The organism is Chryseobacterium sp. CT-SW4, from assembly GCF_048572715.1.
GTDB lineage: Bacteria > Bacteroidota > Bacteroidia > Flavobacteriales > Weeksellaceae > Chryseobacterium.
The window spans coordinates 2,440,065-2,458,709 of the sequence record NZ_CP183840.1; the positions used below are offsets into that span (position 1 = coordinate 2,440,065).

The following is an 18,645-nucleotide window of genomic DNA, read 5'->3' on the forward strand; positions in this document are numbered from 1 at the left end:
TTTAATTATTTTCCGGTCTGAGGCTTCTCACAGTTGTTCCTGCCTGCCACATTTCACTTTCGCGCAATTCTGCCAATTCCTCTTCCAGCTTTTCCCTGTAATCCGGTTTACTGTTACTGTCAATGGATAACTGAGCTTCATTTCCGGAAGCCACACTATCGTAAAGCTCTTCGAATAAAGGGGATGTTGCATCTCTGAAACGCTTCCACCAGTCCAAAGCACCTCTTTGAGCCGTAGTACTGCAGTTTGCGTACATCCAGTCCATTCCGTTTTCCGCCACTAAAGGCATTAATGACTGCGTAAGCTCTTCCACGGTTTCATTGAATGCCTCTGAAGGGCTGTGACCTTTCTTTCTCAGTACATCATACTGTGCAGCAAATATTCCCTGGATAGCTCCCATCAGTGTTCCTCTCTCTCCGGCAAGATCACTGTATACTTCTTTTTTAAAATTGGTTTCAAATAAATATCCGCTTCCTATCGCAATCCCCAAAGCAACTACTCTTTCCCTTGCTTTTCCCGTAGCATCCTGGTAAACCGCAAAGCTACTGTTTAATCCACGGTCCTGTAAAAACATCCTTCTCAAAGAGGTTCCGGAACCTTTGGGCGCCACTAAGAAAACATCTACATCCGCAGGAGGAACGATTCCCGTACGCTCATTGAAAGTTACCCCAAAACCATGAGAGAAATAAAGGGCTTTTCCAGGTGTAAGATGTTCTTTCACTTTGGGCCAGTATTCTATTTGGGCTGCATCGCTTAACAGATAGCAGATAATGGTTCCTCTCTTCAGGGCTTCTTCTATTTCAAATAAAGTTTCACCAGGTACAAAACCGTCTGCTACTGCTTTATCCCATGATTTAGAATTTTTTCTCTGTCCTACGATTACATTGATTCCGTTATCTTTCTGATTAAGTGCCTGCCCCGGACCCTGTACTCCATATCCTATCACCGCCACTACCTCATCTTTTAATGTTTCCTGAGCTTTTTTTAATGGAAATTCTTCTCTTGTTACTACGTTTTCTTCTACTCCTCCGAAATTTAATTTTGCCATTTTATTGATTTTATTTTATTTACTATTGATTTTAAATTTTTAATAATTCGCTGCATTACCTATGATGGACATACAATGCGTTTTCTGATAATGAACTTCTAAAACATCCACCTGTTTTTCGATCTGGCCGGAAAGCTTCTGAATCGCTTCGTCGGTTTCTTTGATCACGATGGTAAACTTTTTTACATCCGGTATTTCCGAAGGTTCCACGTGTAAGCTCTGAATTTTAATCCTTCGCCGGGAAAATATGGTACTGATCCGGCTGATCAATCCTAAATAATCTTCCGTATAGGTAGTGATCGTATATTCTTTTTTATCTGAATCTGTTTTCATCTTCCTGTTTTTTTATAGTTTGTTATTACTGAGTACAATTTCCGCTACGCTTTTTCCTTGCGGTACCATAGGGAAAACATTATGTTCCTTTTCTACCATAACTTCCAGAAGGTAAGACCCCGGATTATTCAACATCTCCTGAACCGCATCTTTCAGATGGTCCCTGTTATCTACTTTTTTTCCTGGAATTCCATATCCTTTTGCTACCTGCACAAAATCAGGACTCTGAATATCCACAAAAGAATATCGTTCTTCATGAAACAGCTCCTGCCACTGTCTTACCATTCCGAGGAAAGAGTTATTAAGTATCAGGATCTTCACATCCGGCTTATACTGCATCAGCGTTCCCAGTTCCTGGATATTCATCTGGGCACCTCCATCTCCCATAATAGCTACCACCGGGCGGTCCTGCTGAACATAAGCTGCTCCAATAGCCGCCGGAAGACAGAATCCCATTGTTCCCAATCCTCCGCTGGTAATATTTGTTTTGGAATTGTTTAATTGAATATATCTGCACGTAACCATCTGATGTTGACCTACATCTGTTACTATAACAGCTTCACCGTTGGTTAATTCATTCAGGCATCTGATTACTTCGGCCATAGTAACGGCTCCTTCTGATGGATTGAGCTCATTATTAATCAGATTGGTATGTTCTATCTCAAAGCAGTCATGGAACCTGCGGTACCAGTTATCATGCTTTTTGGCCTGCAACTTAGCGGTAAGCAACGGTAAGGTTTCCTTACAATTTCCCAATACGGGAACATCTGCTTTTACGTTTTTATTGATCTCTGCTTTATCGATATCAAAATGAATTACTTTGGCCTGGGTGGCATACTGATCCAACCTTCCGGTCACCCGGTCATCAAATCGCATTCCTACTGCAATGAGGACATCACATTCGTTGGTAAGGATATTAGGTCCGTAATTTCCGTGCATTCCTACCATTCCCACCGCCTGCGGATGGTCAGTCGGAATAGCACTCATTCCCATAACTGTCCATGCTACGGGTACTCCTGATTTTTCAATGAATGCTAAAAATTCTTTCTCCGCTTTTCCCAATAATACACCTTGCCCCACTATTACAAAAGGTCGTTCCGCCTGGTTAATCAATGCTGCTGCCCTTTCAATATTATCTATCTGGGGAAGTGGGTTCGGTTGATAGCTTCTGAGATAAGTACAGGGCTGATATCCTTTATATAAGGCTTTTTGTAATTGAGCATTTTTAGTAATATCCACTACCACGGGACCCGGCCTTCCTGATCTTGCTATATAAAATGCTTTCGTAAGCACATCCGCCAGCTCTTCCGCATCGGTTACCTGATAGTTCCATTTCGTTACGGGAGTGGTGATATTCATTACATCAATCTCCTGAAATGCATCGGTTCCTAAAAGATGGTCATATACCTGTCCCGTAATGCAAACGAGGGGCGTGCTGTCTAACATTGCATCTGCCAAACCTGTTATCAAATTCGTTGCTCCGGGACCACTTGTCGCCAAAACAACACCCACTTCTCCGGATGCCCTTGCATATCCCTGTGCAGCATGGACCGCCCCCTGTTCATGACGTACGAGAATATGTTCGAGGCTTTCTTTATAATCATATAAGGCATCATAAATTGGGATAATGGCCCCTCCCGGATATCCGAATACTGTTTTTACCCCTTCGTGTAAAAATGTTTCCAGTATAATCCGGCTTCCGTTCAACTCTGCCTCCAGGGACAAATGGTTTTCTTTTTTTGTAAGGTTTGGATTTTTCATTTTTGTTTTTTTAAAATTCATCGGTAACACAACCTTCGGCAGCGGAAGAAACCGTTAAAGCATATTTATACAACAGTCCTTTTTTTACTTTCAGCTCCGGTTTTACCCATTTATTTTTTCTTTCCTGAATTTCTTCTTCAGATACTTTCAGTTGTATGGTATTGTTTACAGCATCTATTTCAATGACATCATCATCTTCTACAAATGCTATCAATCCCCCTTCATGGGCTTCGGGAGTAATGTGTCCTACCACAAATCCATGGGTTCCCCCGCTGAACCTGCCATCAGTAATCAGGGCTACACTGTTACCAAAGCCGGATCCTATCAAAGCACTGGTGGGCTTCAGCATTTCCGGCATTCCGGGAGCACCTTTCGGGCCTTCGTTACGGATAACAATTACGTCTCCATGCTTTACCTTCCCTTCTTCTATTCCTTTGATCAGGTTTTTTTCTCCATCGAATACCCTTGCTTTTCCTACGAACTTTTCCCCTTCTTTTCCGGTGATCTTGGCTACACTTCCTTTCTCTGCCAGGTTTCCGTATAATATTCTCAGGTGTCCTGTTGCTTTAATGGGCTCTGAAAGAGGTTTAATAATTTTCTGAGTAGAAAAATCCAGTTCCGGAACATCTTCCAGGTTTTCCGCTAATGTTTTTCCGGTTACCGTTAAGCAGTCTCCATGAAGTAATCCCTCTTTCAGAAGGTATTTCATCACTGCCGGTGTTCCTCCGTGTTCAAATAAATCCTGCATCAGGTATTTTCCGCTGGGCTTTAAATCTGCTAATACGGGAGTAACATCGCTCATTTTCTGGAAATCATCCTGAGTTAAGGAAACTCCTACGCTTTTTGCCATGGCAATGAAGTGGAGAACCGCATTGGTACTTCCTCCCAGAACAACAATTAATCTCAGGGCATTCTCAAATGCTTTTCTCGTCATGATATCGGATGGCTTAATATCTTTTTCCAAAAGCTGTTTTAAATATCGAGCCGCATTCAGACATTCTTCTTTTTTTTCTTTACTTAAGGCCGGATTAGATGAAGAATAAGGAAGACTCATTCCCAATGCTTCTATGGCTGAGGCCATTGTATTGGCCGTATACATTCCACCGCATGCTCCGGCTCCGGGACATGAGTTTTTAATAACTCCGTTGAAATCTTCTTCAGATATATCCCCCGAGATTTTCTTTCCTAATGCTTCAAACGCGGAAACGATATTAAGAGATTCCCCTTTGTAGCAGCCGGGAGCTATCGTTCCTCCATATACCATTATCGAAGGGCGGTCCAGCCGTCCCATAGCAATAATAGTTCCGGGCATATTCTTGTCACATCCGGGTAATGCTATAAGTCCGTCATAATACTGGGCCCCGCAAATAGCTTCGATACTGTCGGCAATTACATCACGGCTTACGAGTGAATAACGCATTCCATCTGTCCCATTACTCATTCCGTCACTTACCCCGATCGTGTTAAACACCAATCCTGCCAGCCCCTGTTCCCAGGTTCCTTTTTTGACGACCTGTGCGAGATCATTCAGGTGCATATTACAGGTATTTCCGTCATATCCCATGCTGGCTATCCCGATCTGGGCCTTATCCATATCCTCATCCGAAAATCCTATTCCGTACAGCATGGCTTTAGCTGCTGGCTGTTCTTTATTCTGGGTAAATATTTTTGAATATTTATTTAACATAGTATCTTGCATTTTCTGTTCTTATCATTTCTTTACATTTCTGTTTTTCAGAATTGACCGATGATATTTTTATTTAATTTTTGTCCAAAACTACAGTTTGTATTATTCTTTTTATTTTCAATTTTCATAAAAACTACAATACTCAATTGTTCATAAAACAGATTTATTTATTTAATAATCAATAACTTAAATCCAAAACATTTACAATGACAGAAGTCTTACCCGTTTCAAATAAGCCTGCTGTACTTTCTCACTTGCTGTATCTTCCCAGGCCTTCGTAAAAGGAACATCATCCAGAGAATCCAAAGCGACGATCTCTGCTGCAGTTCCGCAAAAAAAAGCAGCATCTGCCCCTTTCATTTCTTCGGGTTTAAAAAAGGTTTCTTTAACCGGGATATTAAGTTCACTGCATATCTCAAATACAGTCTGACGTGTTATTCCAGGAAGAATGCTTCCCTTTGCCGGAGTAAATAATGTTCCGTCTTTTTCGTAAAAAACATTAGCCCCTGAACTTTCTGCTACATGACCATTGGCATCCAGTACCAATGCTTCATCATATCCTTTATCTTTGGCTTCCTGACAGGCAAGAATAGAATTTACATAATGCCCTCCTACTTTAGCTTCTACATGAAACGCCTGAGGATTAGGTCTTTGGAAACTGGATGTCATAATCCGCATCTTATTGGCCAAATAGCCGTTGTTCCATTCCCAGGCTAGTAATACCAGGGAAGATTCCTGCCCTTTCGATAAAGACATGTTGGGAGAACAGATTACCAATGGGCGGATATAGGCATCACTGAAATTATTTTTCTCTAAAAGTTCGTAAGTAAGATCTGTAAGTTCCTGAGTAGTGTAAGAAAAAGGGATATACATTAATTCCGCTGATCTTCTTAATCTGTCATAATGTTCTTTAGCTTTAAAGATATGAGTCCCTTTATCCGTTTGATAGGATTTTATTCCTTCAAATACGGAATATCCGTAGTGAAGAGATTGTCCGTAAAGGTCCGTACCGGCCTCTTTTGCTTTTACAAAACTGCCATTAAAATACACCAGTGTTTCGTCGTTATAATACATTCTATATTTTTTTAAAATTTGTGCAATAAAAAAGCCCTCTCAGTATGTGAGAGGGCGAGTATATTATCCAGTAATAGCCAATGCCGTCCTTCTCACAACCGTAAGGGAGTAATAATAATGACGATAATGACTGCTACTAATTGATACATATTTAATTTTTTAAAATAAAAAAGCCGTTTCAAAACGAAACGGCTTTACAAAATTTATCTAGTTTATTTTTTATAATACCGCTTCCATCCTATTGTTAATGACAATAAGATTAATAATAGAAACGACAATAATATTTTTTGGATTCGCAAAATTCATAATGCAAATGTATAAACTTTTATCAAACTGACAACCTTTTTCAGTTTTTTTTAATTTTTTTATTTTTTATGTTAAATTCATCGAGGGTCTTTTTAGCTGCGGAAACATCATGAACCCTCAATATTCTGGCTCCCTGCTCCAATACTTTGGTATGCAACTTTTGTGTTTCTTCATTGATGTCCAAAGGTGATTTTCCTAACGGCTTATAAATAAATGATTTTCTAGAAATACCTATTAACAACGGAAATTTTTCAAATCCCAAGTATTGTACTTCATTCAACAGCTTCATCTGGTCTTCCACCTTTTTTCCAAATCCGAATCCCGGATCTAAAATAATATCATGTATTCCTTTTTTTAAGAGTTCTTCCGTTTTTGTAGAAAAATATTGATTTTCTTCACAGGTGATATCTTCAAACCGTATTTTATCATGCATGGTTTCATAGGAAGGATTGACATGCATTAGAATATAAGGAAGATTTGTTTCCGCCACTTTATCCAACATTTCAGGGTCATATTGTCCTCCCGAAATATCATTGACGATATCCATCCCTTCATTATAGCCAAATTTTACGGTTTGCCCATAAAAGGTATCTAGGGAAATCAATATTTCCGGAAACTCTTTTTTAATTTTTGAAACAACGCTACCCAATCTCCGTATTTCTTCTTCACTGCTCAGAAATTCTGCATGGGGACGTGTGGACTGGGGTCCGATATCAATAATATCAGCTCCTTCTCTGATGAGTTTTTCAGCATGCTGTAACGCTGATTTTTCATTATTAAAGCTTCCCCCGTCAGAAAAGGAATCCGGAGTAAGATTGAGAATTCCCATGATCTTCGGAGTACTTAAATCGACGAGTCTTCCATTGCAGTTAATGGAATAATGATGTTCCGGTGACAAATGATTCATGATACAAAAATAAGGCTTATTGAGTGATAAGTGGTCAGGGAGTTTTAACAAGTTCAAAAGTTGAGTTTTAAATAGTTTAATTCCTTATTCATGATTCATCACTTATAACTTATCTCCCGACTTTTGAAAGCTATTTTGTATATTTGGACTATTAAGAAAGTATATGTTAAAAACTTCAGTACAGTTCGAGAAAGTTATCAGCCAGTGCCGGGATCTTTTCAGTAAAAAATTACAGGATTACGGAGCTGCCTGGAGGGTTTTAAGACCCAGTTCCATTACAGACCAGATTTACATTAAAGTTAACAGAATCCGTACGTTACAGATGACCGACAAAAAAATGGTGGATGAAAGTGAGGAGGATGAGTTTATTGCGATTGTCAATTATTCCATCATCGGACTTATACAGCTTGAAAAAGGTCTTTCTGACGACTTCAACGAGAATAAAGAAGAAATTATAAGCTTATATGATCAATATGCAAGTGAAGCTAAAGCGCTCATGGAAAGAAAAAACCATGATTACGGTGAGGCATGGAGGGATATGAGAATTTCTTCTATCACAGATTTAATTTATCAGAAGGTACTGAGAACCAAACAAATTGAAGACAACCAGGGGAAAACGATCGTATCGGAAGGACTTGACGCCAATTATTTTGATATGCTGAACTATGCAGTTTTCTGCCTGATTAAATTCTCTGAACAACAAGACCAGTTCGAACCTAAAACTATTTAATATGATCAAAGGTTTATTAAGATTCATTATCGCCATTATTTTTATTCTTTCCGGATTTGTAAAAGCTGTAGATTTGGTAGGCTTTTCTTTTAAAATGGAAGAATATTTCTCACCGGCAGTTTTCAATATGCCGTTTTTTGAGAAATTTGCTTTATTATTTTCCATTATAATGGTGGTATTAGAGCTGGGTCTGGGGATTATGCTCCTTTTACGGATGAAGCTGAAATTCACGCTTTGGGCTCTCATCATTTTATGTATATTTTTCGGATTCCTTACCTTCTATTCCGCTTACTTTAATGTAGTAACGGATTGTGGCTGTTTCGGTGATGCTATTAAATTTACACCTTGGCAGAGCTTTGTAAAGGATCTGGTTCTGCTGGCAGGCTTACTTATTCTGTTCCTGATGTATAGAAAAGATTTTAATGATAAGGAAGAATCCTCCCATAAAGCCAAATATGGGGTGATAGGAATTTTCTCGGTAATTATAATCTACATTATGGCGCAGGGAATTATTCAGGAACCCCTGATCGATTTCCGTGATTATAAAATCGGAACCGACCTGGCTGCTGAAAAGGAAAAAATTGCTAAAAACCCTTCAGAATATAAAACCTTCTACTCACTGAAAAATGAAAAGACGGGGGAAGTCCTGAAAGTAAATCAGGATGATTATATCAAGGAAACAAAATATTGGGAAGACGGTTCTCCCTGGAAAATTGAAGAAGGAAAAAATGAATCGGTTTTAGTAAAGGAAGGTTATTCTTCTGAGATCGTAAAATTCAAGATAGAAGATCCTACAGGAAACGAGATTACTGAGCAGATTATTAAAGCTCCAAAAGCCGTTATCGTTTTCTCTTATCATCCTAAAGATGTTTCTGCGGAAATGCTCAAAAAAATAGAAGCGAAAGTAAATGCTCAAAAAGATGCCTTCGTCTATGGTGTCTCCACCGATCCCAATACTTTTAAAACAATTCCGAATGCCATGATGGATGGAACCGCCATCAAAACCATTGCAAGAAGCAATCCGTTTATTCTTATCCTTCAAAACGGAAAGATTGTGGACAAAATGCCAGCCAAAAACTATATCAAATAATTAACTAAACTAATTGTAATGCAAAAATCAAATAAATCTATCGCCGGGTATCACTTATTAATGATCTTATCCTCTGTGGATGGCATATTTGCACCCGAAGAAGGTCTTCACATACAAAAATATCTGGCCGAAGAATTTCCGTTCAAAATGAACCTGGATAATGAGCTGGAAGCTATCGCCTTACTACAGCCGGAAGAATGGAAAGATCATTTTGAATTTCATGCCCGCTGTTTTCTTGAAGATTCCACGGAAAAGGAACGTGAAAAGTTTGTACAGTTTGCTAAATCACTGATCAAGGCGGATGAAAAAGTAACGGATGAAGAGCATACTTTTTATAGGCTTTTAAAGAATTTATGGCAGTTGAGCTAGTATTACATTTATATTCCAAACTATGAAAAAACTGTATTTAGGATTATTAGCTATGAGTACTTCTATTTTTCAAGCACAGAAATTTCCTGATCTTACACCTCCCGTTGCCGAAAAACAGGAACATATCAGAAATATTCACAGTGATAAAGTGAATGATCCTTATTACTGGATGATCGATTATTTTAAAAAAGGAAAGGATTCCTCAAAAGTTGTTGATTATCTGAAAGCCGAAAACTCATACTGGGAAGGTATGATGAAAGATACGGAACCCTTCAGGGAAAAGCTTTTTCAGGAAATGAAAGCCCGGATTAAGGAAAAAGATGAGTCGGTACCGGTTTTTAAAAACGGTTACTATTATTACACCCGGACTGAAACCGGAAAACAATATTATAAATACTGCCGTAAAAAGGGTAACCTTAAAGCACCCGAAGAAATACTGCTGGATGTAGACCAGCTGGCAGAAGGACATCCTTATTATGTCGCTACGGGGTTCAGCATAAGCCCGGATAACTCCAAGATGATTTATGGAGTGGATGATGTTTCCAGAAGACAATACAAACTATTTTTAAAAGATCTGTCTACCGGAAAGACAACCGATTTAGGAATTAAAAATACTACGGGTTCCGCCACCTGGGCCAATGATAATAAAACCATCTTCTATACTTCAAAAAACCCGGAAACTCTTTTAACGGAGAAAATTTTCAGACATTCCTTAGGAAGCGACTCTTCCAAAGATGTTCTGGTATATGAAGAAAAAGATAAAACCAATTATATCGGGGTCGGAAAATCCAAAAACGATCAGTTTATCATGATCTATTCCGGAGCTACCACTTCTTCCGAAACAAGATACCTGAATGCCAATACCCCTGAAGGAACCTTTAAAGTTTTCCAGCCAAGGATGAAAGATGTCTTATATGATGTAACACCTTTGGAAGATAAATTCCTGATCGTTACCAATAAAGATGCCCTGAATTTTAAAGTAGTGGAAACTCCTCTTGATAAAACCGGAGTGGAAAACTGGAAAGACTTTATTCCTCACAGAAAAGAGGTATTGATGGAAGGAATTACAGAGTTTAAAAATTATCTGGTTTTCAGTGAGAGACAAAACGGACTTTCACAATTAGTAATTTATGACCGGAAAACAGGCAAAAAAGAGTTTTTAAAATTTGATGAACCTGCCTATACTGTCTATTCATCCGGAAATCCTGAATACAATACTGATAATTTCCGCTTCGGGTATACTTCCATGATCACTCCTAGCTCTCAGTATGAGCAGGACCTTAAAACCGGAAAAAGGACCTTGCTCAAGCAGCAGGAAGTCCTGGGAGGCTATAACAAGAATGATTATACCACGGAAAGACTTTTTGCCACGGCAAAAGACGGAACCCAAATTCCTATTTCGATTGTATATAAAAAAGGATTTAAAAAAGACGGTAACAGCCCGCTCCTTCTCTATGCCTATGGTTCCTATGGAAACTCTATGGATGCCAGTTTCGGAAGCACAAGACTAAGTCTTCTGAACCGGGGTTTTGCATTTGCAATTGCCCATATCCGCGGAGGACAGGAAATGGGAAGACAATGGTATGAAGACGGAAAAATGATGAAAAAGAAAAATACATTTACCGATTTCATCGATGCCGGAGAATACCTGGTGAATCAAAAATATACTTCACCAAAACATCTGTATGCTCAAGGAGGAAGTGCAGGTGGTTTATTAATGGGAGCTGTAGCCAATATGAGTCCTAATCTATGGAACGGAGTAATCGCTCAGGTACCTTTCGTAGATGTGGTAAATACCATGCTGGATGAAAGTATTCCGTTAACCACCAATGAATATGATGAGTGGGGAAATCCTAATAATAAGGAGGCTTATTTTTACATGAAATCCTATTCACCCTACGAAAATATAGAAAAGAAAAATTATCCTAATATCCTGGTGACAACAGGCTTACATGATTCTCAGGTTCAATATTTCGAACCTGCCAAATGGGTAGCCAAACTGCGGGATATGAAAACCGATAAGAATGTATTATTCTTAAAAACGGATATGGATTACGGACATGGAGGTGCTTCTGGAAGATTTGATTATTTAAAGGATCTTGCTTTGGTGTATGCTTTTATGTTTAAACTGGAAGGAATTAATAAGTAAACACAAATTGAAAAGGATTTTAATCATCGGAAATGGATTTGATTTGAGACATTTTTTGCCTACAAAGTATAACCATTTCATTTGTATTCTTAAAAATATAGAAAATACAAATATCACTAAAGATTTTAATTTTGAAGATCTATTTAAAAATGAATTTAAAACATATGATTCATTTTTTTATGATAAAATCAAAGAGTTTTATAATACTGATAAATTATTATTTAAGAAGGAAGAGTTAAATAGTATCAAATCTAGACTACAAAAAAATATATGGTATAAACATTTTAAATCTATTGATGATTCTCATATTGAAACATGGATTGATTTTGAAACTGAAATTAACAGAGTATTAGAATTAATTATCGAACTATTTAAGAGTTTAGATGAAAAAATTAAAGATCATAAAAATCCATTTGAAGGAATATTCTATGATACATATAAACCTTATAATACTAAATTGCATTTTTTTGACTCAAAACTATCTAAAATTTTACTTACCAATTTAGAAATTTTTTCTTCTATTAATGATCGTTTTTATTCTATAAATGAAGATTATTGTTTTAAAATAGACAAGGAAATTCAATTAATTCATAAAAATAAAATATTAAATAATTTATATAACTCACTACAAGAATTTACGGGAATATTTAATGATTATTTTCAATCAATTGTATCAGAATTTTATAACACATTTCGAAATGAAAAAAAAGAAAAATTCATTAAAGAAAAAAATAAACACTTACTCCATTCAATTCACAAAATATATTCGTTTAATTATACCCAAACAATAAACACTCTTTATTCTGAAAAAGAAATCGATTTTTTACATGGTAAAGTTGTTCCCAATTGGAATGATACGAATGATTTAAAAATTGTTTTAGGTGTGGATGATCTTACTGAAGATTTAAAAAAATATAAATTATTTAATTTCACAAAATACTTTCAAAAACTTCACAAGCAAACTGATTATCAATTTTTAAATAACATTTCCAAAAATGAGCCTCATACTTTTTATTTTTGGGGACACTCCCTTGATATATCAGACAAAGAGTATATTAGAGAAGTATTTAATCAATTACATGATGATAAAAGTTATATACAGAAACCCTATATCCAACGTACTAGCATTATAATATTTCACCATTCAATTGCTTCTAAGTCTGATCAATTAAATAATTTATTAGGTATAATTGGTAAAGAAGAAATTGAAATGTTAATGAAACAGAAAAGATTAACTTTTATACAAACAACAGAAGATAATTTATTTAATATACTAAACAATTAAAATTATGAGAAGAAAAATAGTTGCAGGAAACTGGAAAATGAACAAAAACGTAATTGATGCCCAACAATTAATGATTCAATTACTAAGCTATAAGAACAATAACACCACCAACTGCGAGGTATGGATCGCTCCCCCATCTTTATATTTAATGATGGCTAAAGATATTTTTGAAAAAGATGAAATCGGTGTTTTGGCACAGGATATCAGCGAACATGAAAGTGGGGCTTATACCGGAGAAATCTCTGCGGATATGATCGAATCGATTGATGTGAACGGCTCTTTAATCGGACACTCCGAAAGAAGACAATACCATGGTGAAACCGATTCTCATTGTAACAGAAAAGTTAAAATTGCTTTAGATAAAGGTTTAATCCCCGTTTACTGTAACGGAGAAACCCTTGATCAAAGAAAAGCCGGACAGCATCTGGACGTAGTAAAACAACAGACTGAAACCGCTCTTTTCACTTTATCTGCTGATGAAATTAAAAAGGTGGTAATCGCTTACGAACCAGTTTGGGCCATCGGAACCGGAGAAACAGCAAGCCCTGAGCAGGCACAGGAAATCCATGCCCATATCAGAAATACGATTGCTGCAAAATATGGTAAAGAAGTAGCTGATGAAGTATCTATTCTGTATGGTGGTTCTGTAAAACCGGATAATGCAAAAGAAATTTTCTCACAGCCGGATATTGACGGAGGATTAATTGGAGGAGCTGCTTTGAAAGTGGAGGATTTTTCAAAAATTATTGAAGCTTTTAATTAATTAAGACCTCAGATAGTATAAATAAAAAACACGCGTGTGCGTGTTTTTTTATTAGTAAATCTCATAAGTATATATTCTATTGCTCAGTGAAAATTAAATTTTTAGTAACAGGGAGGTAGATTTTGATATTTTTGCTGTCAGGACAATCATTACCGCTGAAAAGCCTGGAATCTGGATAATAAGCCCATTTAATTTGTGTATCATTGATTTTTAAAAGGGTAATTCTTCCCCAGCCTATACCACACTTTGTCCCAGTGTAGTATAAATCAATACTGTTATTGTCGGGAGGATTAGTTCCCATACTTATAATTCTGTCTCGTTTTGGATTAATAGGATTTAAATTATCATCAAGTACAGTTCCTGTTGCCACATTTCTGACTGTGTATTTTACAATAAGAATATCCATATAATATTTTTTATCTAGTAATTCATTGAATCTCTTATCCTCTTTAGTAATAAATAGAGTTATTTCATTTCCTTCATATATAGCTTTATAATTTCCTACATAAAGAGAAAGCTCATTATTAAGGTCCTTCATATAAGAATAATCAGGAACATCATCGAAAAAAGTATTTAATTGATAAACCTGTTGTGCTTTGAATGTAATTAAACTTAACATTAAAGCAAATAATGGGAATATTGTTTTCATAATTGTTATTTTTTAAAATATAAAAACCTCGAAACAATATTTAGATTCGAGATTTTATATTTAAGTAAACAAAAATTGATTCTATTCCGAATAATCTTTGACATTATAGCCCTTTACCCCGGTAAACTCAATTTTTTCTATTTTTAAATTGGAAAAAAATTGGGCAACAGTAGGATCCCAAATAGTATGATTTTGCTCCATTAAATTAACTACCTGACTAGGTATTTCATCTTCAAATGTTACAATTATTAGAGGATAGGTAAATGAGTTTCTGGAAGCAGTTCCTATCATATTAACATCACAAAGGAATATTTTTAATACATAATATTTTGTACTAGGTACTATTTTAGGATCATAAATCCAGCCTTTTACAATTATATTTTTATTTTGCAATTCACTATAAAAATTAGAAAAAGGTTTTCCATAAAATTGAATTTTATTAGGAATTATCGAATTTAGTTTAGGAGTTACATCATTATAAAAGTTAATATAATCAGTTGCAGTTTGTGCTTTACTATAATTTATTGACAGTAAACTTGATAAGAATAATACTTTTATTATTAATAATTTCTTCATAGTGTTTTGTAATTGATTAAGGACATTTGGAAACTATGTCTTTTTATTCTTTTTTTTCGTTATTTTTTTATTTTTTGGATTGAAGTATTAATAGCATTCAGGTTTCCGTTGGAATCTGCCTTAGCTAAACTTACTCCAGCATTGAATTTATCCAACATACATGCAATTGCGAGTTATAATACTCTATACCGGAATAAAAAATGATATTTTAAAATATAAAAACCTCGAAACAATAGTTAAATTCGAGATTTTATATTTAAGTAAACGAAAATTGATTCTATTCCGAATAATCTTCTACGTTATAACCTTTTACTCCTATAAACTCAATTTTTTCTATTTTTAAATTAGAAAAAAATTGGGCAACAGTCGGATTCCATACAGCATGATATTGATCCATTAAATTAACTACCTGACTAGGTATTTCATCTTCAAATGTTACTACAACTAGAGGATATTGAAATGCATTTCTATGGGCAAGACCAAACATTTTCATATCACTAAAAATCATTTTTAGTACATAATATTTCGTACTAGGTACTATTTTAGGATCATAAATCCAACCTTTTACAATTATATTTTTATTTTGCAATTCATTATAGAAATTAGAAAAAGGGTTTCCATAATATTGAGTTTTATTAGGAATTATCGAATTTAGTTTAGGAACTACATCATTATAATGAATAATATAATCTGAAGCAGTCTGAGCTTTACTATAACATGTAATAAAAAATAAACTTAGTAAAAGTATAGTTTTTGTTATTAATATTTTCTTCATTTTTATATAATATTTTTTGTAATTGATTAGGGACATTTGGAAACTACAGCTTTTTCATCTATGATTCCGTTAGGCTTTGCTGTTTCTTGTAATGCGGTATTAATACCATTCAGGTTTCCATTGGAATCTACCTTAGCTAAACTTACTACCGCATTGAATTTATCCCACATACATGAAATTGCGAGTTATAATACTCTATATCGAAATACAACCAATGATTTTATATAAATATAAAAAATGACATTTTAAAATATAAAACCTCGAAACAATAGTTAGATTCGAGATTTTATATTTAAGTAAACAAAAATTGATTCTATTCCGAATAATCTTCTACGTTATAACCTTTTACTCCTATAAACTCAATTTTTTCTATTTTTAAATTAGAAAAAAATTGGGCAACAGTCGGATTCCATACAGCATGATTTTGCTCCATTAAACTAACTACCTGATTTGGGATTTCATCCTCAAATGTTAATGTTACCCAAGGGTGTTGAAATGAATTTTCTCTAGCTACCCTTAGCATACTCATATCGCAAAAAAATAAAGTTAGTTTATAGTATTTTGTACTAGGTACAATTTTAGTATCAAAAATCCAACCTTTTACACTTATATTTTTATTTTGCAATTCACTATAAAAATTAGAAAAAGGTTTTTCATAATATTGAGTTTTATTAGGAATTATCGAATTTAGTTTAGGAGTTACATCATTATAAAAGTTAATATAATCGGTAGTTGTTTGTGCTTTATTATAATTTATTGACAGTAAACTTGATAAGAATAATACTTTTATTATTAATAATTTCTTCATAGTAGATTATTTTTGTAATTGATTAGGGACATTTGGAAACTACAGCTTTTTCTTCTGTTGTTCCGTTAGATTTTGTAATTTTTTGAATTGAAGTATTTATAGCATTCAGGTTGCCGTTTGAATCTGCTTTAGCCAAACTTACCCCTGAATTGAATTTATCCAACATATGTGCCATTGCGACTGCACTTTTATCATAATATTCTCCTGAACTGTTTCCTGATGAGTTGTAAGCATACATATATTTCATATCCTTAAATTCTTTTCCAAGTTTACTTCTTTCTTTTATGTCATGAGTAACCGGATCATAGTTCTCACTTCTTGGGTACTGTGCTAAAAAAGCTGCTGCAAGTGCAGGATCCGTAATTATTAAAGCATAAATCTCAGTTGTGCCGTTGGAGATTCCATATACAAAATTATAGCGGAAATCAGGATAATAAGCCATTCTTTCCAGTAAAGAGTAAAGATCTCCCGCGGAAGGATGTCCAGAGGCTCCCGCATGGGAATGCCCTGTACCCACAGGGGAGCCTGTTAACTGGTCAATAGGGGGAGTAACAGAACTTGCTGTCCCCTGTTTGGGAGCAGTTATTTCTGTTCCTCCATCAGAGCTTTGTCCTATGGCAACCCCAAATTCATTCATTTCCTGAACCTTACTTTTTAATATAGCATCCATCTTTTGTTGCCCTTCCGGACTCTGAAGTATTTTATTTGCTTTGGATACTCCTGCAAAGGCTTTTAAGCAAGATTCGTCTCCTAAGTCACCACCTAAACCGCCACCTCCATCGAGATTATTATCAATACAGTTGTCATAGATAGTACAACCTCCCGAAGTTCCCCCACTTCCTCCGGATGGCAGACCATTTCCGTTTCCGCCGGATTTTGGTACAGTAATGATAATAGTTTCTATTTCACAGGCAGGATAACCGGGAAAACCACATGTCCCTGATTTATTAAGCCTGTTATTTACGTTACTCTTCAAATACTGTGCTGTAAATAAACTTATGATTTCCGAATAATGACTTTCATCAGCAGACATTTCGTAAAATTCTACAAAAGTTTCTTCGTCTTTTAATGCTGCTACCATTATGCCTGCAACCTGATAATTCCGGATCAAAGGAAAAAGAATGTATTTTTCATTATTATCCGTGGTAAATTCCTGAGAACGGATATTAAATTCTATGTAATCATCCTCTATGCCTTCCGATTTACTGAAAGATCTTTTCATGGCTTTTACCGTATGGCTGACATTATAAAGACTGTCATAGCGTTCCATAAGCATTTGAAACCCGTCTGCGTAATTAACGGTTCTTCCGCCTTGTTCAGAAAATACCTGGAACTTATTAGAGGTATATTTTTCATCCTGACTTTTCAAATAATCATCTTCAGAACTACAGGAATGTAGAAATAAAAAACATGAGGCTAAAGGGAATAGCCAATGAGTAAGCTTTTTTCTCATATTGTATTTTTTTTGGTTGTTAAATATAATATTTTTTAATTATATCACAAATATGGGAACTTTGTCTAAAAAAAAATTACGGGTTTCCCTAATTATTAAAATAATTCAAAGAATATAAGTGAAACATCCATATTCCGAAAATAAAAAAAACCGCACTTTAATCAGTGCGGCTTTTCGTATGATGAAAATTTTTTATTTTTTATCAGCGGATCTCTGTAAAACTTCGTCTACCATTCCATATCCTTTTGCTTCTTCCGAAGTCATCCAGTAATCTCTGTCAGATGATTTTTCTACCCAGTCATAAGTTTGTCCCGAATGGTGAGCGATGATTTCATATAATTCCTGCTTCAATTTCAGCATCTCTCTTAAGTTGATCTCCATATCTGAAGCTACTCCCTGAGCTCCTCCTGAAGGCTGGTGGATCATTACTCTTGAATGCTTAAGTGCTGAACGTTTTCCTTTTTCTCCGGCTACCAAGAGTACGGCTCCCATAGAAGCAGCCATTCCTGTACAGATCGTAGCTACATCCGGCTTAATGATCTGCATGGTGTCATAAATTCCTAATCCGGCATATACACTACCCCCCGGAGAGTTGATGTAAATCTGAATATCCTTAGACGGATCAGAACTTTCAAGGAATAAAAGCTGTGCAGTTACAATATTAGCTACCTGATCATCAATACCGGTTCCCAGGAAGATAATTCTGTCCATCATCAGACGGGAAAAAACGTCCATCTGAGCCACATTTAACCTTCTTTCTTCCATGATGTAAGGCGTAAGATTCGTCGGCCCATACATTCCCATATACTGATCGGTCACTAAACCGTTGTTTCCTAAATGTTTTACAGAGAAATCTCTGAATTCCTTTTTAATGTCCATATT

Annotated in this window: 19 protein-coding genes; 6 read left to right on the plus strand and 13 right to left on the minus strand. The window is 35.6% G+C overall.

Annotated features, from left to right (window positions below):
* Nucleotide 1: 1 nt before the first annotated feature.
* From ilvC to folP, 6 genes are all read right to left on the minus strand, one after another.
* Complete coding sequence (ilvC, locus tag ABJ974_RS10945; RefSeq protein ID WP_419868289.1) at nt 2-1,048, minus strand: ketol-acid reductoisomerase; 1,047 nt, start codon at nt 1,046-1,048, stop codon at nt 2-4.
* 39 nt (nt 1,049-1,087) lie between these two features.
* Nucleotides 1,088-1,381 carry an ACT domain-containing protein gene (locus tag ABJ974_RS10950; RefSeq protein ID WP_419868290.1) on the minus strand — a complete coding sequence of 98 codons (294 nt, stop codon included), beginning with the start codon at nt 1,379-1,381 and terminating at the stop codon, nt 1,088-1,090.
* Between the two features lie 12 nt (nt 1,382-1,393).
* Complete coding sequence (gene ilvB, locus ABJ974_RS10955) at nt 1,394-3,142, minus strand: biosynthetic-type acetolactate synthase large subunit (protein ID WP_419868291.1); 1,749 nt, start codon at nt 3,140-3,142, stop codon at nt 1,394-1,396.
* A gap of 10 nt (nt 3,143-3,152) precedes the next feature.
* Complete coding sequence (gene ilvD / locus ABJ974_RS10960) at nt 3,153-4,829, minus strand: dihydroxy-acid dehydratase (RefSeq protein ID WP_419868292.1); 1,677 nt, start codon at nt 4,827-4,829, stop codon at nt 3,153-3,155.
* 201 nt (nt 4,830-5,030) lie between these two features.
* Nucleotides 5,031-5,903 (minus strand): branched-chain amino acid transaminase, encoded by an 873-nt coding sequence (locus tag ABJ974_RS10965; protein ID WP_419868293.1) that lies wholly within the window; start codon nt 5,901-5,903, stop codon nt 5,031-5,033.
* A 346-nt stretch (nt 5,904-6,249) separates the two neighbouring features.
* Nucleotides 6,250-7,116, minus strand: a complete 867-nt coding sequence (gene folP / locus ABJ974_RS10970) for a dihydropteroate synthase (RefSeq protein WP_419868294.1) — start codon at nt 7,114-7,116, stop codon at nt 6,250-6,252.
* 163 nt (nt 7,117-7,279) lie between these two features.
* On the opposite strand from folP, the gene ABJ974_RS10975 reads away from it, so the two are divergent.
* The 6 genes from ABJ974_RS10975 to tpiA are packed head-to-tail and all read left to right on the plus strand — an operon-like array spanning nt 7,280 to nt 13,502.
* Entirely contained in the window at nt 7,280-7,846 is a 567-nt protein-coding gene (locus tag ABJ974_RS10975; protein WP_419868295.1) for a DUF1599 domain-containing protein, read from the plus strand.
* 1 nt (nt 7,847) lies between these two features.
* Nucleotides 7,848-8,936, plus strand: a complete 1,089-nt coding sequence (locus tag ABJ974_RS10980) for a BT_3928 family protein (RefSeq protein ID WP_419868296.1) — start codon at nt 7,848-7,850, stop codon at nt 8,934-8,936.
* Nucleotides 8,937-8,954: 18 nt separating this feature from the next.
* Entirely contained in the window at nt 8,955-9,305 is a 351-nt protein-coding gene (locus ABJ974_RS10985) for a tellurite resistance TerB family protein (RefSeq protein WP_419868297.1), read from the plus strand.
* Between the two features lie 22 nt (nt 9,306-9,327).
* Nucleotides 9,328-11,454, plus strand: a complete 2,127-nt coding sequence (locus ABJ974_RS10990) for a S9 family peptidase (protein ID WP_419868298.1) — start codon at nt 9,328-9,330, stop codon at nt 11,452-11,454.
* A gap of 7 nt (nt 11,455-11,461) precedes the next feature.
* On the plus strand, nt 11,462-12,739 hold the full coding sequence (locus ABJ974_RS10995; protein WP_419868299.1) for an AbiH family protein: 1,278 nt from the start codon (nt 11,462-11,464) through the stop codon (nt 12,737-12,739).
* 4 nt (nt 12,740-12,743) lie between these two features.
* Complete coding sequence (gene tpiA / locus ABJ974_RS11000; protein WP_419868300.1) at nt 12,744-13,502, plus strand: triose-phosphate isomerase; 759 nt, start codon at nt 12,744-12,746, stop codon at nt 13,500-13,502.
* 76 nt (nt 13,503-13,578) lie between these two features.
* On the opposite strand, the gene ABJ974_RS11005 is transcribed toward tpiA, so the two are convergent.
* The 7 genes from ABJ974_RS11005 to clpP all read right to left on the minus strand — a co-directional run bounded on the left by ABJ974_RS11005 (nt 13,579) and on the right by clpP (nt 18,642).
* Nucleotides 13,579-14,151, minus strand: a complete 573-nt coding sequence (locus tag ABJ974_RS11005) for a DUF6705 family protein (protein ID WP_419868301.1) — start codon at nt 14,149-14,151, stop codon at nt 13,579-13,581.
* An 81-nt stretch (nt 14,152-14,232) separates the two neighbouring features.
* A complete protein-coding gene (locus ABJ974_RS11010) occupies nt 14,233-14,727 on the minus strand; it encodes a hypothetical protein (RefSeq protein ID WP_419868302.1) in 495 nt (164 codons plus the stop codon).
* 277 nt (nt 14,728-15,004) lie between these two features.
* Nucleotides 15,005-15,502: a hypothetical protein gene (locus ABJ974_RS11015; protein ID WP_419868303.1), complete on the minus strand. Its 498-nt coding sequence runs from the start codon at nt 15,500-15,502 to the stop codon at nt 15,005-15,007.
* Between the two features lie 26 nt (nt 15,503-15,528).
* On the minus strand, nt 15,529-15,672 hold the full coding sequence (locus ABJ974_RS11020) for a hypothetical protein (RefSeq protein ID WP_419868304.1): 144 nt from the start codon (nt 15,670-15,672) through the stop codon (nt 15,529-15,531).
* A gap of 143 nt (nt 15,673-15,815) precedes the next feature.
* Complete coding sequence (locus ABJ974_RS11025) at nt 15,816-16,310, minus strand: hypothetical protein (RefSeq protein ID WP_419868305.1); 495 nt, start codon at nt 16,308-16,310, stop codon at nt 15,816-15,818.
* Nucleotides 16,311-16,332: 22 nt separating this feature from the next.
* Nucleotides 16,333-17,763, minus strand: a complete 1,431-nt coding sequence (locus ABJ974_RS11030; RefSeq protein ID WP_419868306.1) for a hypothetical protein — start codon at nt 17,761-17,763, stop codon at nt 16,333-16,335.
* Between the two features lie 192 nt (nt 17,764-17,955).
* A complete protein-coding gene (clpP, locus tag ABJ974_RS11035; protein WP_419868307.1) occupies nt 17,956-18,642 on the minus strand; it encodes an ATP-dependent Clp endopeptidase proteolytic subunit ClpP in 687 nt (228 codons plus the stop codon).
* Nucleotides 18,643-18,645: the final 3 nt, after the last annotated feature.